The sequence below is a fragment of the Acetobacter sp. P1H12_c genome, assembly GCF_018811975.1.
Taxonomy (GTDB): Bacteria; Pseudomonadota; Alphaproteobacteria; order Acetobacterales; family Acetobacteraceae; genus Acetobacter; species Acetobacter persici.
On sequence record NZ_JACRVR010000006.1, the window covers coordinates 82,112 to 108,907 of the forward strand.

Genomic DNA, 26,796 nt, shown 5'->3' on the forward strand with positions numbered 1-26,796 from the left:
CGCCCCGAAACAGGGGCGGCCACGCTTTTCTTCAGGCTTTTACCGCTTTGCGTGCAGCCAGAGCAGCCTGTGCGCTTGCCAGCCGTGCAACAGGCACACGGAAGGGGGAGCAGGAGACGTAATCAAGCCCGACAGATTCAAAGAACGTGATGGAGAGCGGGTCCCCGCCATGTTCACCACAGATGCCCAGCTTGATATCCGGTTTGGTAGCCCGGCCCTTTTCAACGCCCATCCGCACCAGAGCGCCAACGCCTTCCTGATCAATGGAGATGAAGGGGTCCTGCGGCAGCAGGCCTTTTTCCACATAGTCAGGCAGGAAGGACCCGGCATCATCACGGGAGAGGCCGAGTGTGGTCTGAGTAAGGTCGTTCGTGCCGAAGGAGAAGAAGTCAGCACTTTCCGCAATTTTGTCGGCCGTGATGGCTGCGCGCGGCAGCTCGATCATGGTGCCGATGCGGTATTCCAGAGTGGCGTTCTGTTCTTTCAGAACATCCGCAATCACGGCCTCACTGGCTTTACGGACCAGATCCAGCTCGGCTTTGGTGCCAACCAGCGGGATCATGATTTCCGGGATCACAGCCTTGCCAGTTTCCTTGGAAATGGCGAGGGCGGCTTCCGTAATGGCGCGCACCTGCATGGCGTAGATTTCCGGGTAGCTGATCCCCAGACGGCAGCCACGGTGGCCAAGCATCGGGTTGGCTTCGGACAGAGCTGAGCGACGCGCGCGCAGCGCTTCCACATCCTGACCCAGTGCCTTGGCCACTTCCTTCAGTTCAGCTTCCCCGTGCGGCAGGAACTCGTGCAGCGGCGGGTCAAGCAGACGGATGGTAACGGGCAGGCCCGCCATAATGCGGAACAGGGCCGCAAAATCATCACGCTGGAACGGCAGCAGAGCACCAATGGCTCTGGCGCGCGCGCCTTTTTCTTCCGTCATGATCATCTGCCGGATATGGCCGATGCGGTCCGGGCCAAAGAACATGTGTTCCGTGCGGCACAAACCAATGCCTTCCGCGCCAAACCGGCGGGCGGTTTCAGCATCTTCCGGTGTTTCCGCGTTGGCGCGGACGCCAAGGCGACGCACGGAGTCCGCCCAGCCCATCAGGGTGGAGAAGTCACCCGACAGCGTGGGCGGAATGGTCGGCACGCGGCCGAGATAGACGGCACCCGTGCCACCATCCAGCGTCAGCCAGTCACCTGCTTTCAGCGTGTGGCCGTTCACGGTCATGGTCTGGGCTTTGTAGTCCACCATGATGCTGCCGGCACCGGCAACGCAGACACGACCCATGCCACGCGCTACAACGGCGGCGTGAGACGTCATGCCGCCACGGGTGGTCAGCACGCCACGGGCGGCGTGCATGCCATGCACGTCTTCCGGAGAGGTTTCGATACGGACCAGAATGACGTCTTCGCCTTTGCTGGCGCGGTCTTCCACATCTTCCGCAGAGAACGCAATCACGCCGGTTGCGGCACCCGGAGAGGCGGGGAGGCCACGGGCAAGCTGCTTGCGCTCGGCTTTGGGGTCCAGAATCGGATGGAGAAGCTGGTCAAGAGATGCAGGCGGGACGCGGGCGATCGCTTCTTCTTTTGTAATCAGCCCTTCCTGCGCCATGTCGATGGCGATACGCAGGGCAGCGGCAGCCGTGCGCTTACCAGACCGGGTCTGGAGCAGATAGAGCGTGTTGCTCTGCACGGTGAATTCAATGTCCTGCATGTCCTTGTAGTGGCGTTCCAGCAGGTCACGCACCTTGAGCATTTCCTGATAGGCTTCCGGCAGGGCCTTTTCCATCGGGTTCTGGTCAGGCGTTGCGCGCTCGGCCGCCATGGGCTGCGGTGTGCGGATACCGGCCACCACGTCTTCACCCTGCGCGTTGATCAGATATTCACCGTAGAACACGTTTTCACCCGTGGACGGGTCACGTGTGAAGCAGACGCCGGTGGCGCAATCCTGCCCCATATTGCCGAACACCATGGACTGTACGTTCACAGCCGTGCCCCAGCTTGCCGGAATATCATGCAGCTTGCGGTAGGTGTTGGCGCGCGGGTTCATCCATGAGCCGAACACGGCCCCGATGGCACCCCAGAGCTGGTCCTGCGGGTCTTCGGGGAAGGCTGTGCCGGTTTCATTCAGCACGATGTCCTTGTAGCCTTTAAGGACAACTTTCCATTCTTCGGCTGTCAGCTCGGTATCATCATCTTTGCTGAGTTCACGCTTGGTCTGTTCCAGCAGATCTTCAAAGCGATGATGAGAGACGCCGAGCACCACGGAGCCGTACATCTGGATAAAGCGGCGGTAGCTGTCCCATGCGAAGCGCGGGTCACCGGAGGAGCGGGCAAGTCCTTCAACCGTCTGATCATTCAGGCCGAGGTTCAGCACCGTATCCATCATGCCGGGCATGGAGACGCGCGCACCGGAGCGCACGGAAACCAGCAGCGGGGCGTCCGCATCGCCAAAACGCAGGTTCATCGCCTTTTCCACGCGGGCCATCGCTTCGTTAAGCTGGTCCTTGAGGTCAGACGGATATTTGCGGCCGTTTTCGTAAAAGGCGGAGCAGACTTCAGTGGTGATGGTAAATCCGGGCGGCACTGGCAGGCCGATATTGGACATTTCGGCCAGGTTTGCGCCTTTGCCGCCGAGGAGATTGCGCATTCCGGCGTTGCCGTCGTTCTGGCCTGCGCCGAAACTGTAGATCCACTTGGTCATGTTGCCGTTCACTTTATTGTTGCGAACGCAGAGGCCTCATTTGCCCGCACGAGGGGGAAAACAACGAGGAAACAGGCTGGTCTGCGAACGAAATTTTATTTTTATTCTGGACGACGAATTCCACCCCTTCGCTGCCCGGTAGCATGGCGCAGATTTCTGGTCCGGGCAACGACTCTTTTTGCGTTATCAGGCAGAAAAATCAGGTCCCTCACCTGCGCAAAAAGCATTCCAGCCGGCTTCATCCAAAGTGGCAATTTTAAGGTCTTCGGCCTTCTTGGCTTTTGATCCCGCTTTTTCTCCCAGAATGACCAGATCGGTCTTTTTGGAGACGGAATCAGACACTTTTGCCCCCATGCGTTCAGCCATGGCGCGGGCTTCCTGCCGGGTGAGGGTGTGCAGGGTGCCGGTAAAGACAACCGTCTTGCCTGCCAGCGCCCCGCCGGACACGGCCTCTTCATTCGTGATGGTCAGAGAGGCGCGCAGGTCCGCAAGGGTTGCGAGATTGTGATCTTCCTGCATGAAGGCCACCAGATCCTCCGCGATCACGCTGCCAATCCCGGTGATGGACCCGAGTTCCAGCCGCTCGTCCGAGCCGATCAGTGCGGCCTTACGGAGCTGCTCCAGCCAGTTTTCATACGATCCGTAATGCCGGGCCAGCAGGCGGGCGTTACTGTCCCCGACGCGCCGGATACCCAGCGCATAGATAAAGCGGGAGAGAGGGATGGTGCGCCGGGCCTCAATGGCCTGCATGAGGTTGCGCACAGACTGCTCCCCCCAGCCATCCCGCTTCATGATTTCCTCCGCATGGTCCTGCAAGCGGAAAATATCGCCCGGTGTGTGCAGGAAACCGGCATCGTAAAATTCGCGGATGCTGCGCTCGCCCAGCCCGTCAATATCAAACGCGGTGCGGGAGACAAAATGGATCAGCCGTTCAACAATCTGGGCCGGGCAGGTCAGGCCGCCGGTACAGCGCCGCACGGCCTCCCCTTCCGGCCGCACAGCGAGGGCCCCGCAGGCCGGGCAGTGGTCGGGGAACCGGAACGGTTCCTGCCGGGGAGGGGCATCTGGGCCGGGAGGGATCACGCACAGGATCTGCGGGATTACATCCCCGGCGCGCTGGATCTGTACGGTATCTCCGGGCCGGACGTCCTTGCGGGCAATTTCATCTTCATTATGCAGGGTGGCGCGCGTAACCAGCACACCGCCCACATTGACCGGTTCAAGATGCGCAACAGGGGTCAGCGCGCCGGTGCGGCCAACCTGAATTTCAATGGCTTTCAGGGTCGTGACAGCCTGCTCCGCCGGGAATTTCCACGCAACCGCCCAGCGGGGCGCACGCCCGGCAAAGCCCAGCCGCTCCTGAAGGGTCAGGTTGTCGATTTTATAAACAACCCCATCAATATCATAAGCCAGGGCCGCGCGTTTCTGGCTGACTGTCTCAAAAAACGCTTCCGCGCCACTGGCGGCTTCCAGACGCACGGACAGCGGATTGACCGGAAAGCCCCACGTTTTGAGCTGTTCCAGATAATCCCAGTGGCTCAGGGTCAGTTTTTCCGAACAGAAGCCCATGGCATACGCAAACAGTGAGAGCGGGCGTCGGGCCGTAACCCGCGCATCCAGCTGGCGGAGAGACCCGGCGGCCGCGTTGCGCGGGTTGGCAAACGGTTTGCGCCCAAGCTCTTCCTGTGCTGCGTTAAGCGCCAGAAAATGCTCTTTGGAGAGAAAGACCTCGCCGCGAATTTCAATCAGCTCCGGCACGGAGCCATGCAGGCGTTCCGGCAGATCCTTCAGCGTGCGCAGGTTGGCGGTAACGTCTTCCCCCTCAGTCCCGTCGCCGCGTGTTGTGCCGCGGACAAACACACCATTTTCGTAGGTCAGGCTGATGGACAGTCCATCAATCTTGGGTTCGGCCACAAACGCAAGCTTGCAGGCATCCGCCTCGCTCAGACCCAGAAAGCGGGTGGCGCGGCTGATAAAGGCTTCAAATTCCGCCTGATCAAACACGTTATCCAGTGAGAGCATGGGCACCAGATGCCGGTGCTTGCCAAAAGCGCTGTCTGGCGCGGCGCCAACGGCGCGCGCGGCACTGTCCGCTGGTTCTGCATCCGGGTGCAGAGCCAGAAGAGCGTCGTAGCGTTTACGGAGCGCGTCATACTCCGCATCGCTTACCTCGGGGGCATCCTCCGTGTAATAGGCGGTATTGTAGCGGCCAATGAGGTCTGCAAGCCGTGTGAGTTCAGCTTTGGCCTGTGCGGCGGTCAGGGCAGTAAGGTCCGGGAAGTCAGTCATTCTCATGTTTCAGCAGGCTGGCGGCTGCGGCGCGGGCGGCATCGGTAATCACATCCCCGGCCAGCATACGGGCAATTTCTTCCTGTCGTTCTGCGTGGCTGAGGGGGGCTGCGTGGGTGGCAGTCTGCCCGTCACGCACAATTTTGCCAATGCGCAAATGGGCATCCGCACTGGCGGCAACCTGCGGGCTGTGGGTAACGGCCAGAACCTGCACGGAGCGGGCCAGACGGTGCAGGCGTTCCCCAATAGCAGCGGCTGTTGCGCCGCCAACGCCTGCGTCAATTTCATCAAACACCAGTGTGCCAATACCGGACTGGCCTGCCAGCACCAGTTTGAGGGCCAGCATCAGGCGGGAAAGTTCCCCGCCGGAGGCCACTTTTGCCAGCGGGCCGGGCGGCTGGCCGGGGTTGGCGGCAATCAGGAACAGGACCTGTTCCATCCCCTGCCGGCTCCAGTTGTCCGGTGAGAGTGGTTCGATCTGCGCAAAGAACCGGGCCTTATCCAGTTTGATCGGCTTGAGTTCTTTGGTGACAGCCTGCTCCATCTTGCGCGCGGCTTTTTCCCGCGCGGCAGAAAGGCGGGTGGCGGCCTGTTCATACTGAGCGCGGGCCTCTTTAACGGCCTGCTCCAGCGCATCAAGCTGTGTGGCTCCTGTTTCCAGCGCAGTCAGGCGGGCGGACAGATCCGCCAGCAGGGCAGGGAGATCATCCACTGTTACGTCATGTTTGCGGGCTGCGGCGCGCAGCGTGAACAGGCGTTCCTCAATGTCTTCCAGCAGGCGCGGGTTGGCTTCTGACTCATCCGCCAGACGGGAGAGGAGGTTTTCCGCTTCCGCCAGAGCGTTTTCTGCACTTTCCAGCGCGCTCAGGGCCTCGTTTGTGCGGGCTTCCAGCGGGTCAATGCCTGTCTGTTCCGCTGTGGGGGCAGGGAGCAGGCGTTGCAGGGCACGGCTAGCCCCACGCAGGGCAGCTGCCGGGCCGCTGTTCCGTCTGTCACGCGGGGTCAGTTCCGCAAGGGCGGCCGCAATGGCTTCGCCGCGTCGTTCGGACTGTTGCAGGCCGTGGCGCTGCAAGGCCAGTTGCTCCTCTTCCCCCGGTTGCGGATTAAGGGTGGTGAGTTCTTCCACCGTATGCCGGAGCCATTCTTCTTCCCGCGCGGCTTCAAGGAGGTTTTTCCGGGCCGTGTCCAGATCCCGCCGCAGGCTCTGCCAGCTATCAAACGTGGCGGACACATCGCGCAGCAAAGAAGCCGGGACACCATAGGCGTCCAGCAGGCCGCGATGTGTGCTGGAATCAGCCAGTCCCATCTGTTCATGCTGGCCCTGAATTTCCACCAGAGATACCGCCACCCGGCGCATGAGCGTAATGCCCACCGGCTGATCGTTGATCCATGCGCGTGAGCGGCCTTCCCGGGAGACAATGCGGCGCAGCATGAGCGGCTCACCCGCTTCCGCCGGAATGCCCTGTTCTTTCAGCAGAGCGTAAGCGGCATGTGTCTGGGGGATATCGAAGCTGGCAGTAACGCGGGCCTCTTCCGCCCCGGCACGGACGAGGCCCGCGTTGGCGCGTTCCCCCAGAGCAAGCCCAAGGCTGTCCAGCAGGATGGATTTACCCGCCCCCGTTTCACCCGTCAGGGCGGTAAAACCGGCATGCAGGGAGAGATCCAGTGCTTCAATCAGCACGACGTCCCTGATGGAAAGGTTTGTCAGCATGATGATGTCCGGTCCGAAAGACTGTTCACTATACGTTCTTGCGGCTTATAGCTCTCATCCGCAGCGCTGTCTGCCCATAAAACAACAAACCCACGCGGAAGCGGTGGCTCCGGCGTGGGTCTGATGTGTGTGCCATGTCGTTCTGCTTAACGCAGGACCGGAGCCTGATCGACCTGTGGTTCAATGCGCTGTTTTTTAACAGGCTGAACAGGTGCGGCTTTGATATCCAGAGCCGAGGGAGCCGGGGCGGTGCCCGTGGCGGTCGGCGGCTGTGTTGTTGGGGCAGGCTGGGTCTGCGCTGTAATCACCTTGCCCGGAATGGGGAAGTTGTTGCTCAGCAGCTTATAACGCTTCAGGTCGCTATAAGCGTAACGATACCATTTGCTGCCGGGATAGTTGTAGCCCAGCACAATACCGGATTTACGCGCCTGATCGGTCAGGCCGAGGTCCAGATAGACTTCGACCATACGCTCAAGAGCTTCGGGCACATGGTTGGTTGTCTGGAAGTCCTGCACAACGCGCTGGTAGCGGTTGATTGCGGCTTCATAGTTCCGTTCCTGCTGGTAATACCGGCCAACCAGCATTTCCTTCCCGGCCAGATGGTCCCGGCACAGGTCAATTTTCAACTGGGCATCCCGCGCATACTGAGACTGCGGGAAGCGGGTAATCACTTCTTCCAGCGCATCCATGGCTTCCACGGTGCCCTGCTGGTCACGCTTGACGTCCGCAATCTGCTCATAGAAGCACAGTGCGCGCAGGTAATAGGCATAAGCGGCATCAGCACTGGTGGGGTGCAGGCCAATAAAGCGGTTAAGCTGCTGCACGGCTTCCGGGTATTTGCCTTTCAGGTAGTAGGCATACCCTTCCATCAACTGGGCGTTCGCAATGTAGCCGGAATAGGGATAGTTCTGCTGTAGAACTTCAAACTCTGCGGCCGCCAGCGTGTAACGCTGCGTGCGCAGAGCATCAATCCCGTTATTATAAAGGGTTTCCGGGGATGCAAGCTTGGGAGCCGGAGCGGGTTTCCCGCCGCCAAAAAGGCCGCACCCGGACAAGCCCAACAGCAGACCAGCCGATGCCAGATGGCGTATGCGGCAGCGAACGGAAAGAGAATTAATGAGGCTCACAGGCATCCCGGCTCTTCAGTTTGAACTCGTCTTATAGCACGCATGGCGCTCAAGAAAAGGGAATGAAGGCGCTCTTTGTATTTTGGGCGCAGGCACCTTACGCCGCGGCGAGGGAAAAGCCCGCATGGGCAGGCACATAGCGCCAGGCTGACGGGTCCGCAAACAGAGCGCGCAGCACCTTATTGTTCAGGCAATGGCCTGAGCGGTGGCCGGTAAAGCGGGCGCGCAGGGGGGCTCCAGCCAGATATAGGTCGCCCACGGCGTCCATCACTTTGTGGCGGATAAATTCATCCGGGCAGCGCAGGCCAGACGGGTTGAGAATCTCGGCCCCATCCACAACAATTGCGTTTTCCAGAGAGCCGCCACGCGCCAGACCGGCTTTGTGCAGGGCTTCGATTTCCTGCCGCAGCGTGAAGGTTCTGTTGCGTGCCAGATCCCGACGGAAGGTGGCCGGGGTCAGCTCGGTTGAGAATGTCTGTTTGCCGATGGCTTCTGCCGGGAAATCAATGCTCATATCCAGATGCAGGCTCTGCACGGGCGCCGGGCTGAGTTCCACAAACGCGCCATTCTGCTCGACCCGGACCGGACGCAGGACGTCAATCCGGTGCCGCACAGCGTCCTGCGTCACGCGGCCAGCGCAATCCATCAGGAACACAAAATCAGCGGCAGATCCGTCAAAAACCGGAATTTCCGGGCCGTCCACTAGCACCAGAACATTATCAATCCCGCAGCCATTCAGCGCGGCCATCAGATGTTCAATGGTGGCAATCCGGTTGGCGGGGTTTGTCGGGTCCCCCAGCACGGTGCTGAGGCGCGTATCCACCACATAGTCGAATCGTGCAGGCAGAAACGCTGCGTTCAGATCGGAGCGTTTGAACACAACCCCATGCCCGGCAGGGGCGGGCTGGAGGGTGAGGGTAATGCAGGCTCCGGTATGCAGGCCTGTGCCCACACAGGAAATGGTGTGGTGCAGCGTATGCTGGACAGCAGGGGAACGTGGAGCTGATGGCAGGGCAGCGGGACCAGTAACGGACTCCGGCGGGGCGGAGTAGGTGATGGGTTCCATAAGCAGACTGTCCATGGCTCTGGCTTCTTTCCTGCGCGGTTTAAAAGACGTGCAGGGTAACGCTAAAGCCCACCTTCTGTTCTGGCGAGTCAATCATTATTGCCGTCTATTACATAAAAAACCGCGCTGCCCTGATGAGCAGCGCGGCAGAAAACTGCGCCTGATTACTGGCGGCGCAGGAAGGTCGGAATTTCAAGCCCTGCATCATCCGTGTCAGCCGGACGCACGCTCGGGCCCTGCTGGCCAGCGGGACTGACCATGGGGCGCTGCGGTTCTGCCGCCGGTTCATGCCGCTGTTCTTCACCCATGCCCGTCCGGCGGAAGGCGCCGGTCACGCGGCCAAACAGGCTGCGGGAAGAGGGCTGGCTGGATTCAGGCAGATACGGGGAGCGCGGGGCTTCCGTAAACAGGCCTGCACGCGGGGAGGCTGCGGGGCGCTGCGGCTGAGGCTGTGCAGGGGCCGCAGCGGCCGGAGCCGTGTTGATCTGGCCGGGGACGCTATGGGCAGGCGGCGGGGAGACATGCTGCCCACCCGGCTGCGGCTGATACGCCTGCGGGGCCGGAGCGGCAGGGCGGGCCTGCTGCATGCCGAGGTCCATGCGCGGCGCAGACGGCTGCTGCATGTGGCTGCCGGAGGCAGTCTGGGCCGGGGCCCCCATGACGGACGGACCCGTGCCCGTTGCAACGGCCTGCTGTTCAGCCTGACCTTCGTTTTCAACCGGCACCAGATGCAGGCGGTCATTGGCCTGCGTGCCGATATCAATCCCCGTGGCCACAACGGACACGCGGATCTTGCCGTTCATGTTTTCATCAATAATGGAGCCGAAGATCATGTTCGCGTCTTCCGCCACTTCACGGCGGATGCGGTTACAGGCTTCATCCACTTCAAAGAACGTCATGTCTTCACCGCCGGTCACGTTGACCAGCAGGCCCTGCGCGCCGGACATGCAGGTGTCTTCCAGCAGCGGGTTGGCAATGGCGGCCTCGGCGGCTTCAACAGCGCGGTTTTCACCTTCGCCTTCACCCGTGCCCATCATGGCTTTACCCATTTCCGCCATGACGCTGCGGATATCGGCAAAGTCGAGGTTGATGTAGCCCGGAGCCATCATCAGATCGGTCACGCCACGCACACCCATGTAGAGAACATGGTCAGCCATCTTGTAGGCTTCACGCAGAGTTGTCCGTTCACTCGCGACGCGGAACAGGTTCTGGTTCGGAATGACAATCAGCGTATCAACATACTGCTGAAGTTCCTTGATGCCTTCTTCCGCAATACGGGCCCGGCGCTTGCCTTCATAATCAAAAGGCTTGCTGACAACACCAACCGTCAGAATATTCCGCTCACGCGCCATGCGGGCAATAACAGGAGCCGCCCCGGTGCCCGTGCCGCCACCCATACCCGTGGTGATGAACACCATGTGGCAGCCATCCAGATACCGCGCCAGTTCATCAGCCGCTTCTTCCGCAGCGCCCCGGCCTACTTCCGGCTTTGCACCGGCACCCAGCCCATGGGTCAGGTGCGGGCCAAGCTGCACACGGCGGTCCGCCCGGCTTTTGGCAAGGCTCTGCGCATCCGTGTTGGCAACAACAAATTCCACACCCTGAAGGCTGGACGCAATCATGTTATCAACTGCGTTTGTGCCACCGCCCCCAACACCGAAAACCGTAATTTTCGGCGAAAAATCAGCATGTGTCTGAGGTGGAACGGTCAGGTTCAGTGTCATGAGGCTCTCCCGGGCAAGTGGGGCAAACTAACGAAATTTTTAGGTTGAGGCTAGAGTGAATCTACCAATATTTCTCTGACTGTATCAAACTCTGTCACGAATAAAAGCGACGAGTTTTTGTAACATCCCCGAGGGTGGGGCTGCACGGAATTCAACATCTCCAAACGGGCGTTCCGCACTGGCAGCCCATGAGAGCAGGCCAGCAGCTGTTGCAAATCCCGCCGCTGCCGCCGTGTTTTCCGGCAGCCCCAGAATATGTTTGGGCCGCCCGAGCCGGACGGAGCGCGTAAAGGCCGGGCCACCGTTGCGCCCACGCGCGGCGGAGGCGCCAAGAATACGTTCAGCCAGCGGGCGCATCCCGTCCAGCAGAGAGGCGCCGCCTGTCAGCACGATCCGGCCGCTGGCGGCATTGCCCAGCCCTGCGCCGTCCAGTTTTTCACGCACCAGTTCAAGAGTTTCCTCCATGCGGGGGCGGATGATACGGCCAAGCTGTGCACGTGAAATCTGTTCAAAATGAGGAACGTCATTCCCCAGCAGTTCAACCGTCAGAATTTCATCTTCCACGTCAGACGAAAGATCCGCGCTGCCGTAAACTGTTTTGAGTCGTTCCGCATTTTCCAGAGAGGTGCTGAGGCCGCGTGCAATATCGCGCGTGACGTGCAGCCCGCCGACGCTGATCTGCGCAGTATGCAGGATCTGGCCTTCTCCAAAAACAGCCAGAGAGGTCGTGCCGCCGCCCATTTCCACAACGGTCGTGCCAAGTTCACGTTCATCAGCATCCAGAACGGACAGGCCGGAGGCGAGGGGGGAGGATACCAGTGCTTCCACCTTGAGTTCCGCACGGCTCAGCACGGTTTCAAGGTTGAGCAGCGCGGTGGAGGCAGCGTCAATAATATGCAGGCGCGCCTTCAGGGTTTCGCAAAGGTGTCCGCGCGGGTCCGCCACACCTTCCGTATCATCCACCGTAAAATCAATCGGCAGAGTATGGACAACGTCACGCCCCTCGACTGTGGCCTGCACACGGCCTTCTGTGACAACACGGCGGATGTCAGCTTCCGTCACCACGCGGCCGCCCACAGGCCAGCGCACGTTGAACAGCCGGCTGGCCGGATGCCCGCAGGAGAGGTTGACCACCACGCGGTCAATCGTGCGTTCAGCCATCAGTTCTGCCTGCCCGACAGTCGCCCGGATGGCGGCTTCCGCAGCGTGCAGGTCCGTAATCGCTCCGTTACGCACCCCGGCGGACCGTCGCCAGCCACAGCCGATCACTTTCAGGCTGCCATTTGGCTCGCCTTTGCCAATCAGGCAGGTGATTTTGGTGGAGCCGATATCCAGCACGGCCGAATAGCCATTGCGCCAGGTGCGGGGGCGCTTGTTGGTCTCGGACGGGGGCAGGGGGAGAATGGTGTCATCCCCGCTCATCCGAAGGCTGGATGAAGAGGAGGGTGAACCGGCTTTCTTGCGCAAACGGGACTGAGCGTCAGAGTTGAGCGAAAAGGACGGGCGCGCGCGGTTGATCATGCGGGACTTCCCTGCCGGCCAGCGGGTTGTGGGCTGCCGGGTTGTGATGGAGGCTGTGGAGCGTGGCCGCCGGGAGCGGCGTCCGTGCCGGGCTGGGGTGCAGGGTCAGGCTGCGGCGGGCGTTCCCGGATGGTCAGGCGGTCGGGCAGACGCATATCAATCAGCACCACCGGGCGGTCAAGCAGATGGGTGGTGGCATCCAGCTTGGCCAGACGATGAATGGCGGGGATTTCCTCGCCTTCTGGCAGGAAAACCGTTGCGCCGTCCCGCAGGGTCAGGTTCCAGCGCCGGTCGCTTACACGCACGGCGGCGGTGACGTGGTCCCGCACGGAGGGTTCCTGCCCCAGTGCGTCAATCAGAGCGGCAGCAGCCTCGTTCGCGCCATCCCCTACCACCAGCGGCAGTTTGGTAAAGGCTTCGGCATCTTTGCCTGTCATACCCTGATCAGGCACACGTTTGCCCTGCCGGTCGATCAGTTCAAAATGCCCTTTATGCTGCCAGACGGCAAAAGGCGGCCGCTCGGTAATGGTGACGTTAATCTCACCCGACAGATGGCGCTCGACCGTTACGTGATCCACAAAAGGCAGGGCGTTCAGGCGGTCCCGCGCGTCGGAGACGCTGAAATTCAGCACAGGGTCCCCCACCGCAACGCCAAGGGCTTTGTGAATGGCGGCGTCACTGGTGAGCTGCGCGCCCTGCACCTGAATTCTGGTAATCCGCAGCGGGGCGGAACTGAGAACCTTGTCCCGCAGCGGGGCAAGGCGTTCCTGTGCGCCCGGCTGCTGAAGATACAGATAGACTCCTCCCCCCAGCGCAGCCAGAACCAGCACGCCAAACAGCGGGCGGAACAGCCGTTTCTGGCGTCTGGCAAACAGCCCGAGGCGTGACGGGCGGTCGGACGGGGAGGACGGGGGTCTCATTGGCGGCAGGTCGCCTGATCAACCAGCCAGCCACACAGTTCCGGGTAGCTGATGCCACAATAGGCAGCCTGTTCCGGCAGCAGGGAGGTTGCTGTCATTCCCGGCTGGGTGTTGACTTCAAGCAGGATCAGCCGGGCCGGGCCGGGGCCGGTATCATCCAGCCGGAAGTCCGAGCGGGATGCGCCGGAGCAGCCAAGCGCCTGATGCGCGGCAACCGCGACGGCACAGGCCTGTTTGCTCACAGCATCATCAATGTCCGCAGGCAGGACATGGCTGGAGCCGCCACTGGTATATTTTGCGTCATAATCATAAAAATCACGGCCCGCACCGGGGGTGGGCGTAATGTCCGTAACGGTCAGGGCACGGTCTCCCAGCACACCGACCGTAATTTCCTTGCCGGGGATGAAATCTTCCACCAGAGCATGGGGGCCGTAGCGCCAGCTTTTAATAATTTCATGCCGCGTGTTGGACCCGGCGCGCACGATGGACACGCCAACGGAGGAGCCCTCGCTTACCGGTTTGACGACATACGGGGCGGGCATGGGGTCGGCTTCGGCCAGATCTTCAATGGCAATCACTTTGCCTTCTGCAACCGGCAGACCGGCTGAGAGAAAAACAGCACGGGCGGCGGCTTTGTCCATGGCAGTGGCAGAAGCCCGCACGCCGGAATGGGTGTAGGGGATGCCGAGCCAGTCCAGCACGCCCTGAATACAGCCATCTTCCCCGAACTGCCCGTGCAGCGCGTTGAACACGACGTCCGGTTTCTGCTCGGCAAGGGCCGTAACCAGTGCCGCCAGATCAGCACCGGCGTCCAGTGTAGTTACGGTATGGCCAAGGCTGCGCAAGGCCTCAACAACGCCTTTGGCGGAAGAGAGGCTGACATCCCGTTCGGAAGACATGCCGCCCATCAGAACGGTAATCCGTTTGCTGTTGCTCATGCGGATGGTCCTTCTGCCTTGCCGATGCGTTTGATTTCCCAGTGGAGCTGCACCCCGGACTGCTGAGCAACGCGTTGCCGCACCTCATCGCCCAGACCTTCCAGATCGGCTGCCGAGGCCTGACCGAGATTGATCAGGAAGTTGCAGTGTTTCTCACTCACCTGTGCATCGCCGCGCCGGAGGCCACGGCAGCCCGCGGCGTCAATCAGTTCCCATGCCTTGCGGGGGGAGAGATCCGGGTCCGGGTTGCGGAAGGTGGAGCCGCCGGTTCTGGCCCGGACAGGCTGGGAGAGTTCCCGTGTTGCGCGAATATCCGCAATGCGGGCGGAAATATCCGCCTGCTTGTCCGGTGTGCCGCGCAGACGGGCGCGAATAACCAGGGCGCCTTCCGGCAGGCCGGAGCGGCGATAGCCAAATTTCAAAGCGCCCGCATCCAGCCGCATCAGGCTGCCATCGCGCGTGATGATGTCGGCCCAGTCCAGCACGGTTGCAATATCAGACCCATAGGCCCCGGCATTCATCCGCACGGCTCCGCCAATGGAACCGGGAATCCCCGCCAGAAATTCCAGCCCGGCCAGACCGGCCTGCGCGGCGTATTCGGCCACGGTTGCGTCCAGACAGGCGCTGCCGACCACAAGCCCGTCTTCTTCCACCGTGATGTCAGAAAAGCCGCGCGCCAGACGGACGACAATGCCGTCCAGCCCGCCATCCCGGATAATCACGTTTGAACAGGCCCCGAGTGCTGTCACAGGCAGTTCGGGCGAGAGGCGCTGCATGACGGAAGCGAGGTCTTCCGCATCCGCAGGCTGATACAGCCATTCCGCCGCGCCGCCCACGCGGAACCATGTGCGCGGGCCAAGGGGTGCCTGAGGCGTGAGGCGACCACGGGTTTCCGCAAAAGCCTGCTGCACCAGATCCGTCATGGAGGCAGAAGACAGGCTCATGCCGCCCGCCCGCCGTCCGCTGCGTGCAGGGCCTTAAGCTGTTCCGGCAGCGCCTGCGCCCAGTTGGTGATGGTCCCTGCGCCGAGGCAGACAACATAATCGCCCGGTTTGGCGATGGCGTTGATCATTTCCGCCAGATGGTCCGGGCTGGACAGCGGCACAACAGAGCGATGCCCGCGTTCGCGCAGGCCTTCAATCAGCTTGTCGCGCGTCACATCCGGGTCCGGCTGCTCACCCGCGGCATAGATGTCCGCCACAATGACGGTATCGGCATCATTCATGCAGGTGCAGAAATCCGAGAACAGCATTTTCAGGCGGGAATAACGGTGCGGCTGCATGACGGCGATAACATTGTTCGCCCCGGCCTGCCGCGCGGCTTTCAGCACGGCAGCAATTTCCACGGGATGATGGCCGTAATCATCAATCACCGTCACACCATTGCATTCCCCGGTGCGGGTAAAGCGGCGTTTCACACCCCGGAAGGCGGCCAGACCGGAGCGGATCACATCATCACTGATATCCATCTCGGTCGCCACGGCGATGGCGGCCAGCGCGTTCTGCACGTTGTGCGAGCCGAGCATGGGCAGGCGGAACGGGCCTGCCTTACGGGTGCGGCGGGTGGAGCGGTCCGTCAGTGTGACCTCAAACGTGGCGCCCATCTTGTCGGTAATCAGTTTTTCCGCCCTGACGTCCGCCTGCGGAGAGAATCCGTAGGTGACAATCCGGTGGTCGGACATGCGCGGGATCATCTGCTGCACGGCAGGATGGTCAATGCACAGCACGGCAAAGCCATAAAACGGCACGTTGGAGACAAACTGGTCATACGCCGCTTCCATCGCCTCGGCTGAGCCCCAGTGGTCCAGATGTTCCGGGTCCATGTTGGTCACAACGGAAATCACGGAGGGCAGACGCAGGAAGGAGCCATCGCTCTCATCCGCTTCCGCTACCATCCAGTCCCCTTTGCCCATACGGGTGTTGGTGCCGTAGGCCTCGATAATCCCGCCATTGATCACGGTGGGGTCCAGCCGCGCGGCTTCAAGCACCGCGGCAATCAGGCTGGTGGTGGTTGTTTTACCGTGTGTGCCGCCAACGGCCACGGACCAGCGCAGGCGCATGAGTTCCGCCAGCATTTCCGCACGCCGCACAACCGGGATCAGGCGGCTGCGGGCCGCAACCACTTCCGGGTTATCCCGGCTGACGGCGGTGGAAATGACAACAACCTGTGCTTTCCCCAGATTTTCCGCATCATGACCAATGGTGATGGGAATACCCGCTGCGCGCAGCCGTTTGACATTGGCGTTTTCCGCGATGTCAGACCCCTGCACGGAATAGCCCAGCATGGACAGCACCTCGGCAATACCAGACATGCCGATGCCACCAATCCCGACAAAATGGATCGTTCCAATGGAAAGGGGCAGGGCTCTCATGCGCTGAACTCCGTCTGGCTGGGGGGTGGCGGACAGGTGGGCGAGGGGGAAAGGTGCAAGCATTCTTCTACAACATCGGCAAGGCGTGTGGCGGCGTCCGGGCGGGCGAGTGAGGCAGCGGCGGCCGCAGCGCGCGCCAGCTCTTCCGGGGCCGTAAGGAGGTCATTCAGGCGGTCTGCCAGAGCAGCGGGAGTAAAGTCCGGCTGGCGGATCATCCAGCCCGCACCTGCGGTGGTGACGGCGCGAGCGTTTTCGGTCTGTTCATCGCTCGCGGCAATGGGCAGGGGCACCAGAATGGAGGGGCGGCCCGCTGTGGTGATTTCCGCGACGGAAGAGCCACCCGCCCGGCCAATCACCAGATGCGCGCTCTGCAACAGGGCGGGCACATCATTCAGAAACGGTTCCACGCGCGCGGTAATGCCCATTTCGGCATAGGCCTTGCGGGTGGCTTCAACATCATCCTGCCGCGCCTGCTGCGTCACGCGCAGGCGCGCGCGCAGGTCTTCAGGCAGCTTGCCGAGCGCTGCGGGCACAACCTTTGCAAACACGCTCGCGCCCAGAGACCCACCCCAGACCAGCAGGGTGATGGTCTGATCCGGTGCCGTCCAGCCTTCACCCGCCAGCGCGGCAATCGCGGGGCGGACCGGCATGCCTGTAAACACAGTGCGGGCGCCAATCGGCAGTTTGGCGACGGAGGGGAAAGATGTTGCGATTACATCCGCAAAGCGGGAGAGCACGGCATTGGCCTTGCCGAGCACGGCGTTGCCTTCATGGATAATCAGTGCCGGATGTTTCCGGCCCAGCAGGCGGGCGCCCAGCAGCGGGGGCACGGAAGGGTAGCCTCCAAACCCTACCACGGCGTCCGGCTGCACGCTGCGCAGAATGGCACGGGCTTTCCATGCGCTGCTCAGCAGAGTGAGACCGGCCTTAAAGGCACGCATCGGGCCACGCCCGGCCACACCAGCGCCGGGCAGCACATATTGTTTGCCGCCTGAAAAAACACCTGTCGTGCGCGCGCCAGCGCGGGCGTCCGTCATGAGCACCAGCCGGTGGCCACGTTTTGCGAGAGCATCGGCCAGCGCTTCAGCCGGGAAGAAATGTCCGCCGGTGCCGCCTGCGGCAATGACGATCGTGCGTTGGGTCATACAGGCCGCCCTTGTCTGAGAGTGGTCATGAAGCCTCCGCTACCCGGCGCCCGTTCACCCGGCTGGTGCCGTGTGAGAGCCAGTACCATGCCAATGGCCAGCGCCACGGACATGGCGGAAGACCCGCCATAGGAAATGAAAGGCAGCGTCATGCCCTTGGTTGGGATGAGATGCAAGGAGGACGCCATATTCACAAACGCCTGCAGGCCAAAACCTGTGACAAGGCCCGTGGTGGAAATGACGATAAACGGGTCATCCTCGCGGATCAGCCGGAGCAGGGTACGGACCACAATGACGCCAAACACGCAGATGATCAGCATGCAGACAATCAGACCATATTCCTCCCCCGCCACTGCGAACACAAAGTCAGCATGGGCGTCAGGCAGCAGATCTTTCACGCGGCCCTCACCGGGGCCACGGCCTGTCAGGCCGCCATTGCCAAAGGCGCGGAGGGCGGTGTCAATCTGGTAATGGTCCCCCACATTCGGGTGCAGGAAGCGTTCCACGCGGGAGCGCACATGCGGGAACAGGAAGAAGGCTGCAATACCCGCGCCAATCATGACGGCCACCCCGAGCCCGAACAGGATCAGGTTCAGCCCGTCCACAAAAAGCTGCGTCAGGAAAACGGTGGTGATAACGGTGAGCATCCCGATATCCGGCTGGGATTTCAGCAGCATCAGAATGACGCCAAACAGGGCGAACGCCAGCAGCATACCCGGGAAATAGCGGGAGACGCGGCGCCGGGTGAGCAGCCAGCCAGTGGCGACGGCAAAGCAGGGCTTGAGAAATTCTGAAGGCTGAAGGGACATCATCGGCAGGGCGATCCATCGCCGCGCGCCTTTGATTTCAATGCCGTGTACCAGCGTCAGAGCCGTTGCCCCCAGCATCAGCGCGCCGCCCACAAGAGACAGCCTGAGCACCGTTTTGCGGGAGAGCATGGAGACGCTCACCACAATCAGCCCTGCAATGGTGAGGAACATCACCTGCTTGAAAATAAACATGTTGCGGGAGGCGCCAATACGCACCGCAACAGCCGGACTGGCGGCCAGCATCAGAATATAGCCAAAACCGATCAGCACGAACGCGCAGATGAGCGTCGTGCGGTCCACATTGCGCCACCAGCGCCCGAACAGGGAGTCATCAATGCGGGAGCCTGCCATCAGTCGGTCTTTCCTGTTCCGGTTTGCGGCTGTTCCGTTACCGCGCGCGCCAGTTCCAGAAAGCGCAGTCCACGGGCCTCAAACCCGGAAAACTGGTCAAAACTGGCGCAGGCCGGGGACAGCAGCACGACAGGGGTGCCGGTGCTTCTGGCCGCCGCATAAGCTGCGGGCACAGCATGTTCCAGCGTGTCAGAAAGCGTAAAGGGTACGCCGTGCGCTGTGAGTGTCCCGGCCAGTTGTGCGGCATCCCGCCCGATCAGGAACGTGTGGACAATGCGCGGAAAATAGGGCGTGAGCGAGGCAATGCCCCCCTCTTTCGCCATGCCGCCCGCAATCCAGATTAGCCGGTCATAACAGCCAAGCGCACGGGCCGAGGCATCGGCATTGGTGGCTTTGCTATCATCAATAAACGCCACGCCGTTCTGTTCCGCGACCAGTTTCTGCCGGTGCGGCAGGCCGGGGAAGGAGAGAAGGGCGGCAGCCAGTGCGGCCTCCGGCACGCCCAGAAAACGTGCCATGGCACAGGCAGCGGCGGCATTTTCCGCGTTATGACTGCCGGGCAGCGCCGGGCCGAGGCGGGCGATACACTGGCCCGCGTGCCAGATGGCATTGTCCTGCCCGTACAGGTCGCATTCCGGGCTGGCACCGGAAATGGTCACGCACTGTGCTGGGCCAGCTTTAAGTGTTCTGGCAATCTCGCGGCAATAGTCATCATCCACGCCAATCACGGCCAAATCCTGTACGGTCTGGCCTGTAAAGACGCGGGTTTTGGCGCGGGCATAGCCCTCCATGCCCGCGTGGCGGTCCAGATGGTCCGGGGTCAGGTTCAGCAGGCAGGCGGCGTCAAAACGCAGGGTATCGAGCCGTTCCAGCATGTAGGAGGACATTTCCAGCACATACACGCCGTTATCCGGCAGCAGGGGAAGGGCAAGTGCTGCCGGGCCAAGATTGCCACCTGCTGCTACGGGTATCCCGGCCTCGGCCAGAATGTGGGCCAGTAGCGTTGTGGTGGTGGACTTTCCGTTAGTGCCGGTAATGCCAGCAAACCGCGCCTTGCTGCCTGCTTTCCGCACGGCGCGATAGAGCAGTTCCGCGTCGGACAGGATCGGTACCCCCGCCTCCTGCGCCATTATGGCGACCGGGTGAGGTTTGGGCAGCACATGCGGGATACCGGGGGAGAGCACGAGGCCATCCGCGCCGCTCAGGCTCTCAATAGGCGCGCAGGTAATCCGGGCCGCAACATCCTGCGGGAGCCCAGAGACAGCTTTGGCGAGTGCTGCGCGGGCAGCCTCGCCATCATCCCATGCCTGCACTGTGGCCCCGCTTTGCGCGAGGGCACAGACGGCGGGCAGGCCGTTCCGGCCCAGACCCAGCACTGCAAAATGCTGGCCGGAAAAGAGAGTGGGCGGGAAAGGATTCATCGCAGTTTAAGTGTGGCCAGACCACACATCCCCAGAATGACGGACACAATCCAGAAGCGGATGACAATTTTAGGCTCGGCCCAGCCCTTTTTTTCAAAATGGTGATGGATGGGAGCCATCAGAAACACGCGGCGTCCGGTGCGCTTGTACCAGAACACCTGAATAACGACGGAGAGGGTCTCCACCACAAACAGGCCGCCCACAATGCACAGCACCAGTTCGTGCTTGATGGCGACAGCCAGCGCACCCAGTGCCCCGCCAAGAGACAGGGACCCGGTATCCCCCATGAACACGGACGCCGGAGGGGCATTAAACCACAGGAAGCCGAGACCCGCGCCGACCAGAGCCGCGCAGAATACCGCCAGTTCCCCGGTGCCGGGCACGGCATGAACCTGAAGATAGTCGGCAAAAACATGGTTGCCGACCACGTAGGACAGAATGGCAAATACAAGGGCGGCAATCACCACCGGCACAATCGCCAGCCCGTCCAGCCCGTCGGTGAAGTTCACAGCGTTGCCGAAGCCGGTAATGGTGATCATGGCGAAGATAGGATACGCAAACCCGAGCGGAAGCAGCAGGTCTTTCACAAACGGGAAGGCCAGCTGATTGGTCAGGTCATCCGGCATCAGGCTTTGCAGGAACCAGCCGCACAGCAGGGAGGCTGAAAACTCGCAGCCCAGCCGCATCCGTTTGGAAACGCCGTCTGTATTGCGGCGGGCCAGCTTGCGGTAATCATCCGCAAAGCCCACAGCGCCAAAAGCCAGCGTGGTGAGCATGACGGCCCAGACAAAGCCGTTTTCAAGATCCCCCCAGAGCAGCGTGGAGCCAAACAGCGCAATCAGGATCAGCACGCCACCCATTGTCGGGGTGCCGGTTTTTTCCAGCAGATGGCGTTCCGGGCCAAGGGCGCGGATGGGCTGACCACCGCGCTGAATCCGCCGCAGCATGGCAATCAGCGGGCGGCCCAGAAGCAGGCTGATGGCCAGCGCCGTAAAGCAGGCGGCACCTGCCCGGAACGTGATGTACCGAAACAGGTTGAGCAGCGGAATATGTGCATCTGTCAGCGGGTGGGAGACCAGAAAATACAGCATCAGACAGGCTCCACGTCGCTCAGAGTGTTCAGAGCCGTAATCACATCCCGCATGCGGCTCCCCAGACTGCCCTTGACCAGAACGGCGTCCCCCCTGCGCAGCGTGGCGCAGACCAGAGGAGCCAGAGTGGCGGCGTCTTGCGCCCAGCCGCCCTGTGCCGTTTTGGGCAGGGCTTCAAAAAGGGATTTCATGTGGGGTCCGCAACAGAAAACAAGGTCGGCACCATCAGCGGCGGGCTGGGCCAGCGCCTGATGCTCGGAGGTGGAAAAATCTCCCAGTTCACGCATATCGCCCAGAACGGCAATGCGGCGCGTGGCCGGGAGGTGACGGAGAACATCCAGCGCCGCACGGATGGAGGCGGAGGAGGCATTGTAGCTTTCATCCAGCAGGGTCACGGTCCCGCCAGCAATCTGCGCCAGTGCGCCGCGGCCCTTGCCGGGCCGGAAGCTGGCCAGTGCGTCTGCGGCTTTGCTCAGGTCTCCGCCCAGAGCGGCGCAAACGGCCAGTGCCGTCAGGGCATTCCGCGCCAGATGGGTGCCGGGAGCATGCAGGGTGACGGGCACGGAGCGGCTCCCTGCGTGGGCGATAAACTGGCTGCCCCCTTCAAGGCTTTTCAGGCCGGACAGATGCACAAAGCTGTCACGTTTGAGGCCCGTATGCCACAGGGTGGCATTAGCCTGACGGGCAGCAGCGGAAAAAAATGTCTGACCGTGTGCGTCATCCGGCACAATGGCCACACCGCCTGCGGGTAGGGCAGTAATCAGGTCCGCTTTTTCCTGCGCAATGGCGTCCACACTGCCCATATAGCCCAGATGCGCGGAGCCAATGGTGGTAATGACGGCAATATCCGGGCGCACCATGCTGGCCAGCGGCAGGATTTCACCCGGATGGTTCATACCAATTTCACTGATGCAGAACGCGGCCTCACGCGGCAGACGCGCCAGCGTAAGCGGCACGCCCCAGTGGTTGTTGTAGGAGGCTTCCGCCGCATGCGTTGGCCCGAGTGCGCCGAGGCACAGGCGCAGCATTTCCTTGGTGGTGGTTTTTCCTACGCTGCCGGTCACGGCCACCATCTTGCCGGTAAAGCGCGCACGGGCCGCATGGGCCAGCGCCTGAAGGGCCTTCATGGTGTCGTCCACCACCAGCAGGCGCGGGTCGGTATTGCCCGTGGTGTCATGCACCAGAACGGCGGCGGCCCCTTTTTCAAGAGCGACGGCAATGTGGGCGTGCCCGTCACTATTGTCGCCTTTCAGGGCAACAAACAGGTCACCGGGGGCGAGTGTGCGCGTATCAATGGAAATACCGCTGACAACCGGGTCACACGGGCCTGCGAATGTGCCGCCGGTTGCGGCTTCCAGTTCGTGACGTGTCCAGAGTGCCGTCATGCCTGGTCTGCCTGTTCTAAGGGTGCGTTTTTACGAGCCGCAGCAAGGTCCCGCAGGACGGCGGCATCATCAAACGGATGGACTTCCGTGCCGATAATCTGCCCCTGCTCGTGGCCTTTCCCGGCCACAACCAGCACATCGTCTGGCCCTAGCATGGTCAGGGCCTCGGCAATGGCCCGTCTGCGGTCCCCGATTTCCAGAGCTTCCGGCGCGCCGGTGCGGACTTCCGCGCGGATGGCGGCGGCGTTTTCCGTGCGCGGATTGTCGTCCGTAATAATGGCGATATCTGCTCCGCGTGCGGCTTCCTGCGCCATCAGGGGGCGCTTGCCCCTGTCACGGTCACCGCCCGCGCCAAACACTACAACCAGCTTGCCGTGGGCGTGCGGGCGGAGAGAGGCCAGCAGGCGGGCGAGGGCGTCCGGCGTGTGGGCATAGTCCACATAGGCACTGGCCCCGTTAGGCAGAACCACGGCGCGCTCCATGCGTCCCCGCACACCCGTAAGCTGCGGCAGCAGAGCGATGATGCCGGGCAGGGCGGCCTCATCCGGCGCGGCCAGAGCCGCGGCCAGCAGGGCGTTATCTGTCTGGAAGCGGCCCGGCAGAGCCAGCGTGACAGTCTGGCGCTGCCCGCAAACCTCCAGCTCCAGTTCCTGTCCGGCAGGCAGAGGGGTGTGGCGCAGCAGGCGGAGGGTGGTGCCGTTTTCGCCTGTCAGACGCAGGGTCAGGCTGCGCCGGGCTGCAATGGCGCGCAGCTCTGTTAATGTCTGCGCATCCATATCCGCGTTGGCGGCGGCCAGAGCGCCTTCTGGCAGAACGGTTTCAAACAGTTTCAGCTTGGCAGCGCGATAGGCCTCCAGCGTGCCGTGATAATCCAGATGGTCGCGCGTCAGGTTGGTAAACCCGGCTGCGGACAGATGCAGCCCGTCCAGCCGCCCCTGCTCCAGCCCGTGGGAGGAGGCTTCCAGCGCAACATGCTCAACGCCTGCCTGCGCGAGGGCCGCCAGCCCATTGGCCAGAGCAACCGGGTCCGGGGTGGTGAGGGAGGGCATGGTTATGCCCAGACCGTCCACGCCTGTCAGCCCAAGCGTGCCAACCCCAGCGGCTTTCAGCCCCTGTAACGCCCAGATCTGGCGCAGGAAATCTGTGGTGCTGGTTTTGCCGTTTGTGCCGGTAATGGCCACGAGGCACTCCGGCTGACGCCCGGCAAGGGCGGTTGCCAGAACAGCCAGCACATGGCGTGGTGTGTCGGCAAGCACCAGCGGGCAGGCCGGAACATCCGCAGGCCAGACGGTGCCTGTGGGGGCCAGCACAGCGGCGGCCCCGTTCTGCACGGCAGCGGGAATAAAAGCCCGGCCATCAACTTTAGTACCCGGCAGCGCCACAAACAGCGTGCCGGGTTTTACGGCGCGGCTGTCTGGCGTGATGGCGGTAAGAACCGGATCATCCTGCGGGCCAGTGGCCTGAAGGCCGAAAGTCTGGAGAAGGGTGGAAAGGCGTGTGGTCATTCGTCCATCACCTCCTGAGCCTGTTTTTTCAGAGCCGCTTTTTTGTCAGCTAGTGCTTTGCGTTCGGCGGCTTTGGCGGCCTGACGCTCAGCCTCTGCCTTGCGCGGGTCTCCGGGGTCATTCCCCGGCCCAAGCGGGCGGACGCCACGCGGCACAGCCGGATGCATGGGCAGCGCCATGCTGGCGTCAATCTGTTCCGCATGCGCGGTATCGGGGAAGATTTGCAGCATTGGCCCGATGCGCGAGACAATTTTGGAAACCGTGGGGGCTGCGTTCCAGCCTGCCGTGGTCCAGCCATGGGTCTGCGGCGTTGGTTTGGGGCTGTCCAGCATGACATACACGGCGTAGCGCGGCGCGTTCATCGGGAAAATGCCGGTAAATGCCGAGATGTTGACGTGCTTCAGGTAGCCGCCGTGCGGACCGATTTTTTCCGCCGTGCCGGTTTTGCCACCCACAAAGTAGCCGGGAGATTCTGCGGTCCTGCCTGTGCCGCCCGTTACGTCCAGACGCAGCAGGCGGCGCAGCAGGGCGGAGTTTTTCTCGGAAATCACACGTCGCCCTTGCGGGATAGCCAGCCCGTCCGTCCCGACGGTCAGCTTGCCGGCGTCAGGATCCGGGTCACTCTCCGCCTGCGCCTGTTCCAGTGCTGCGGTCTGCACGCCCTGAGCGAGGGCCGCGTCCTGCGTGGGGGCGGGGGTGTTCTCTTCTTTTTCCAGCAGAGTGGGTGTTACGAGAATACCGCCATTCACCGTGGCGGCGGTGCCGCGCACAATGGCCAGCGGCGGTTCCGCCATACCGTGCCCGAAGCCGACCGTCATGGTGGTGGAAATTCCCCACTGGTGCGGCACAAGCGGACGGGCGGCTTCCGGCAGTTCAATCGGCACAGGTGCGAAAAAGCCCATATCCCTGAACCACTGGGCCTGCCGTGTGCCGCCAACATCCAGCGCGATATGGGCTGCTGCCGGGTTGGAGGAGAAGGCCATTACTTCCGGCAGGCTCATCCACGGTGCAAAATGGTCGCTCTTCATGTCAGAGATGGTGAAGCGGCCAATATGGATGGGGATGGAAGAAAAGCGGTCCCAGATATGAATGGTCCCGGTCTCCAGCCCCATCGCCGCCGTTTGCAGCTTAAAGGTTGAACCGGGTTCATACAGGCCGGTCACGGCGCGGTTGAAGCGCGCATCGTTCGTGGCGTGGGAAAATTCGTTTGCATCATAGTCCGGCAGGCTGACCATGGCGATAACTTCACCCGTCCGCACATCCATCACAATGGCGCAGGCCCCAATGGCCTGAAAGGTGGTCATGGCATTTGCCAGCTCGTCTCGCACCACGGATTGCACACGCACATCCAGTGACAGCCGCAACGGGCGGTGGTCGCTCATCAGCCGTTTGTCAAAATACCGTTCAACCCCGGCCACGCCGTGGTCATCAATATCCACTGTGCCCATAATCTGGGCGGCCATGTGGCCGAGAGGATAATGGCGGCGTTCGCCGGGTTCAAAATAGATGCCCGGAATCCCCATGCTGTTAATAGCGAGTTCCTGCTGGGGTGTGATGTTTCGGGCGATATATACAAACTGCTTGGGCAGGGAGAGTTTGCGGGTGGTGTCTTCCTCGTTCAGGTCTTTCAGAACGGTTTTCAGTTTTTTGGTGACATCCTGCGGGTCAATCAGTTCCTGCGGGTTGGCATAGACCTGCGCCACCGGCAGGGAGAGCGCGAGTGTCTGGCCGTTACGGTCCATAATGGACGCCCGGTGTACCTGCGGAAGAGAGAAGTCTCCCGCCAGACTGCCCTTGGGGTCAATTTTGGGAATTTCGGGCACCTGCGAGGCAATCTGCCGCTTTTCCGGTGCCATGGGGTGCAGAACGGTCGCCACGGACAGCTTGAGCGCCACAACAGWAAAAAGCAGGCAAAACCCGCCTGCAACGCCCAGCAATCTGACATGCATCTGGTCCCGGTGGGCGCGTGCACGAAGGTCCTCACCTGTGACGCGCACTGTGCGCGTCACAGGGGGTGGCGTATCATAATCGTGCGGCTGAACGGCCATATCGGGATGTAGTCACCTTAAAATACGTCTGAAAAAATCAGTTGGTCATCGGCACCGGGGCTGGCAGCGCATCTTCACTGTGGCTCAGCAGAGAGCCACCGCTGTACGAGGATGTGGCCCGGGCTTCAACATATCCGGCGGACGGCGTTGCGGCCCGGTGCTGCCGGGTGGCATGCCAGCTTGCCACCGTGACAGGCAGCGGATGGCGCACCTGAGAGTCCCCGTCGCTGTCCGCCAGAGAGGCTCTGGGCGTTGCCGCAGCCACACGGACCGGAGCAGGCGTGCTATGGCGCACAGGCTGCGGTGCATCAGCAGCACTTGCAACAGTAACCGGCGTGCGGGCGGCTGGCTGGCTGGTGCGCGAAGAGGCTTCCGCAATCTGGGACGGCGCAGCGCGGCGCGTTGCTGCAGGCCGTGCGGCCGGAACAGGGGCGCTGAGCTGTGCCATGCGGACAGCCACGTCATCCGTATCGTCCGCAGCCGGGCGGGGTGCATGTTCATGATGCACCGCAGGGCGGAGAACAGGCGTGGCGCGTGTCGGTGCTTCTTCGGCAACGGTTACAGCCGCACGGGGGGCAGGCACGGTGTCTTCATCCGCCACAATACGGTCCCGGCGGGCAGCCGGGGCGGGGCGGGCCGGTTTGACATCGGCCACCGCTACCACAGCCGGACG

Annotated in this window: 18 protein-coding genes and 1 pseudogene; all 19 read right to left on the reverse strand. The window is 62.1% G+C overall.

The window, feature by feature from the left end:
* Nucleotides 1-31: 31 nt before the first annotated feature.
* Nucleotides 32-2,701, reverse strand: a complete 2,670-nt coding sequence (ppdK, locus tag KP699_RS06160) for a pyruvate, phosphate dikinase (RefSeq protein WP_025828360.1) — start codon at nt 2,699-2,701, stop codon at nt 32-34.
* A gap of 186 nt (nt 2,702-2,887) precedes the next feature.
* Nucleotides 2,888-4,990 (reverse strand): NAD-dependent DNA ligase LigA, encoded by a 2,103-nt coding sequence (gene ligA, locus KP699_RS06165; RefSeq protein ID WP_215761980.1) that lies wholly within the window; start codon nt 4,988-4,990, stop codon nt 2,888-2,890.
* Complete coding sequence (gene recN / locus KP699_RS06170; RefSeq protein WP_215761981.1) at nt 4,983-6,701, reverse strand: DNA repair protein RecN; 1,719 nt, start codon at nt 6,699-6,701, stop codon at nt 4,983-4,985. Before recN ends, ligA begins: the two co-directional genes overlap by 8 nt.
* Nucleotides 6,702-6,847: 146 nt before the next feature.
* Complete coding sequence (locus tag KP699_RS06175; RefSeq protein WP_025828363.1) at nt 6,848-7,834, reverse strand: outer membrane protein assembly factor BamD; 987 nt, start codon at nt 7,832-7,834, stop codon at nt 6,848-6,850.
* Between the two features lie 91 nt (nt 7,835-7,925).
* A complete protein-coding gene (lpxC, locus tag KP699_RS06180) occupies nt 7,926-8,909 on the reverse strand; it encodes a UDP-3-O-acyl-N-acetylglucosamine deacetylase (RefSeq protein ID WP_215761982.1) in 984 nt (327 codons plus the stop codon).
* A gap of 149 nt (nt 8,910-9,058) precedes the next feature.
* Nucleotides 9,059-10,618 (reverse strand): cell division protein FtsZ, encoded by a 1,560-nt coding sequence (ftsZ, locus tag KP699_RS06185; protein ID WP_215761983.1) that lies wholly within the window; start codon nt 10,616-10,618, stop codon nt 9,059-9,061.
* Nucleotides 10,619-10,702: 84 nt separating this feature from the next.
* Nucleotides 10,703-12,139 (reverse strand): cell division protein FtsA, encoded by a 1,437-nt coding sequence (gene ftsA, locus KP699_RS06190; RefSeq protein WP_212360918.1) that lies wholly within the window; start codon nt 12,137-12,139, stop codon nt 10,703-10,705.
* Entirely contained in the window at nt 12,136-13,059 is a 924-nt protein-coding gene (locus KP699_RS06195) for a cell division protein FtsQ/DivIB (RefSeq protein WP_212360915.1), read from the reverse strand. The genes ftsA and KP699_RS06195 overlap by 4 nt, the downstream gene beginning before the upstream one ends.
* A complete protein-coding gene (locus KP699_RS06200) occupies nt 13,056-13,997 on the reverse strand; it encodes a D-alanine--D-alanine ligase (protein ID WP_212360913.1) in 942 nt (313 codons plus the stop codon). Before KP699_RS06200 ends, KP699_RS06195 begins: the two co-directional genes overlap by 4 nt.
* Nucleotides 13,994-14,941, reverse strand: a complete 948-nt coding sequence (gene murB, locus KP699_RS06205) for a UDP-N-acetylmuramate dehydrogenase (protein WP_215761984.1) — start codon at nt 14,939-14,941, stop codon at nt 13,994-13,996. The genes KP699_RS06200 and murB overlap by 4 nt, the downstream gene beginning before the upstream one ends.
* The gene (gene murC, locus KP699_RS06210; RefSeq protein ID WP_077931312.1) at nt 14,938-16,368 is read right to left on the reverse strand and encodes a UDP-N-acetylmuramate--L-alanine ligase; all 1,431 of its coding nucleotides are present in this window, start codon (nt 16,366-16,368) and stop codon (nt 14,938-14,940) included. Before murC ends, murB begins: the two co-directional genes overlap by 4 nt.
* Nucleotides 16,365-17,513 carry an undecaprenyldiphospho-muramoylpentapeptide beta-N-acetylglucosaminyltransferase gene (gene murG, locus KP699_RS06215; RefSeq protein WP_215761985.1) on the reverse strand — a complete coding sequence of 383 codons (1,149 nt, stop codon included), beginning with the start codon at nt 17,511-17,513 and terminating at the stop codon, nt 16,365-16,367. The genes murC and murG overlap by 4 nt, the downstream gene beginning before the upstream one ends.
* Nucleotides 17,510-18,673 carry an FtsW/RodA/SpoVE family cell cycle protein gene (locus KP699_RS06220; protein WP_215761986.1) on the reverse strand — a complete coding sequence of 388 codons (1,164 nt, stop codon included), beginning with the start codon at nt 18,671-18,673 and terminating at the stop codon, nt 17,510-17,512. Before KP699_RS06220 ends, murG begins: the two co-directional genes overlap by 4 nt.
* Nucleotides 18,673-20,094, reverse strand: coding sequence for a UDP-N-acetylmuramoyl-L-alanine--D-glutamate ligase (gene murD / locus KP699_RS06225; protein ID WP_215761987.1), 1,422 nt, complete (start codon nt 20,092-20,094; stop codon nt 18,673-18,675). The genes KP699_RS06220 and murD overlap by 1 nt, the downstream gene beginning before the upstream one ends.
* A complete protein-coding gene (gene mraY / locus KP699_RS06230; protein ID WP_077931316.1) occupies nt 20,091-21,185 on the reverse strand; it encodes a phospho-N-acetylmuramoyl-pentapeptide-transferase in 1,095 nt (364 codons plus the stop codon). Before mraY ends, murD begins: the two co-directional genes overlap by 4 nt.
* The gene (gene murF, locus KP699_RS06235; protein ID WP_215761988.1) at nt 21,185-22,570 is read right to left on the reverse strand and encodes a UDP-N-acetylmuramoyl-tripeptide--D-alanyl-D-alanine ligase; all 1,386 of its coding nucleotides are present in this window, start codon (nt 22,568-22,570) and stop codon (nt 21,185-21,187) included. The genes mraY and murF overlap by 1 nt, the downstream gene beginning before the upstream one ends.
* The gene (locus KP699_RS06240; protein WP_215761989.1) at nt 22,567-24,075 is read right to left on the reverse strand and encodes a UDP-N-acetylmuramoyl-L-alanyl-D-glutamate--2,6-diaminopimelate ligase; all 1,509 of its coding nucleotides are present in this window, start codon (nt 24,073-24,075) and stop codon (nt 22,567-22,569) included. Before KP699_RS06240 ends, murF begins: the two co-directional genes overlap by 4 nt.
* Nucleotides 24,072-26,123, reverse strand: a complete 2,052-nt coding sequence (locus tag KP699_RS06245) for a penicillin-binding protein 2 (RefSeq protein ID WP_215761990.1) — start codon at nt 26,121-26,123, stop codon at nt 24,072-24,074. Before KP699_RS06245 ends, KP699_RS06240 begins: the two co-directional genes overlap by 4 nt.
* Nucleotides 26,124-26,160: 37 nt before the next feature.
* Nucleotides 26,161-26,796 (reverse strand): annotated as a pseudogene (locus KP699_RS06250) (hypothetical protein); the annotation flags it as partial.

What these genes read in the sequence shown, in the direction of transcription:
- ftsA (WP_212360918.1), bottom strand. Translation starts at nt 12,139, where the DNA reads ATGATCAACCGCGCGCGCCCGTCCTTTTCGCTCAACTCTGACGCTCAG.
- murF (WP_215761988.1), bottom strand. Translation starts at nt 22,570, where the DNA reads ATGACGGCACTCTGGACACGTCACGAACTGGAAGCCGCAACCGGCGGC.
- murB (WP_215761984.1), bottom strand. Translation starts at nt 14,941, where the DNA reads ATGAGCCTGTCTTCTGCCTCCATGACGGATCTGGTGCAGCAGGCTTTT.
- KP699_RS06175 (WP_025828363.1), bottom strand. Translation starts at nt 7,834, where the DNA reads ATGCCTGTGAGCCTCATTAATTCTCTTTCCGTTCGCTGCCGCATACGC.
- murC (WP_077931312.1), bottom strand. Translation starts at nt 16,368, where the DNA reads ATGAGAGCCCTGCCCCTTTCCATTGGAACGATCCATTTTGTCGGGATT.
- KP699_RS06200 (WP_212360913.1), bottom strand. Translation starts at nt 13,997, where the DNA reads ATGAGCAACAGCAAACGGATTACCGTTCTGATGGGCGGCATGTCTTCC.
- murD (WP_215761987.1), bottom strand. Translation starts at nt 20,094, where the DNA reads ATGAATCCTTTCCCGCCCACTCTCTTTTCCGGCCAGCATTTTGCAGTG.
- ppdK (WP_025828360.1), bottom strand. Translation starts at nt 2,701, where the DNA reads ATGACCAAGTGGATCTACAGTTTCGGCGCAGGCCAGAACGACGGCAAC.
- lpxC (WP_215761982.1), bottom strand. Translation starts at nt 8,909, where the DNA reads ATGGACAGTCTGCTTATGGAACCCATCACCTACTCCGCCCCGCCGGAG.
- KP699_RS06240 (WP_215761989.1), bottom strand. Translation starts at nt 24,075, where the DNA reads ATGACCACACGCCTTTCCACCCTTCTCCAGACTTTCGGCCTTCAGGCC.
- recN (WP_215761981.1), bottom strand. Translation starts at nt 6,701, where the DNA reads ATGCTGACAAACCTTTCCATCAGGGACGTCGTGCTGATTGAAGCACTG.
- murG (WP_215761985.1), bottom strand. Translation starts at nt 17,513, where the DNA reads ATGACCCAACGCACGATCGTCATTGCCGCAGGCGGCACCGGCGGACAT.
- mraY (WP_077931316.1), bottom strand. Translation starts at nt 21,185, where the DNA reads ATGCTGTATTTTCTGGTCTCCCACCCGCTGACAGATGCACATATTCCG.
- ligA (WP_215761980.1), bottom strand. Translation starts at nt 4,990, where the DNA reads ATGACTGACTTCCCGGACCTTACTGCCCTGACCGCCGCACAGGCCAAA.
- KP699_RS06195 (WP_212360915.1), bottom strand. Translation starts at nt 13,059, where the DNA reads ATGAGACCCCCGTCCTCCCCGTCCGACCGCCCGTCACGCCTCGGGCTG.
- KP699_RS06220 (WP_215761986.1), bottom strand. Translation starts at nt 18,673, where the DNA reads ATGGCAGGCTCCCGCATTGATGACTCCCTGTTCGGGCGCTGGTGGCGC.
- ftsZ (WP_215761983.1), bottom strand. Translation starts at nt 10,618, where the DNA reads ATGACACTGAACCTGACCGTTCCACCTCAGACACATGCTGATTTTTCG.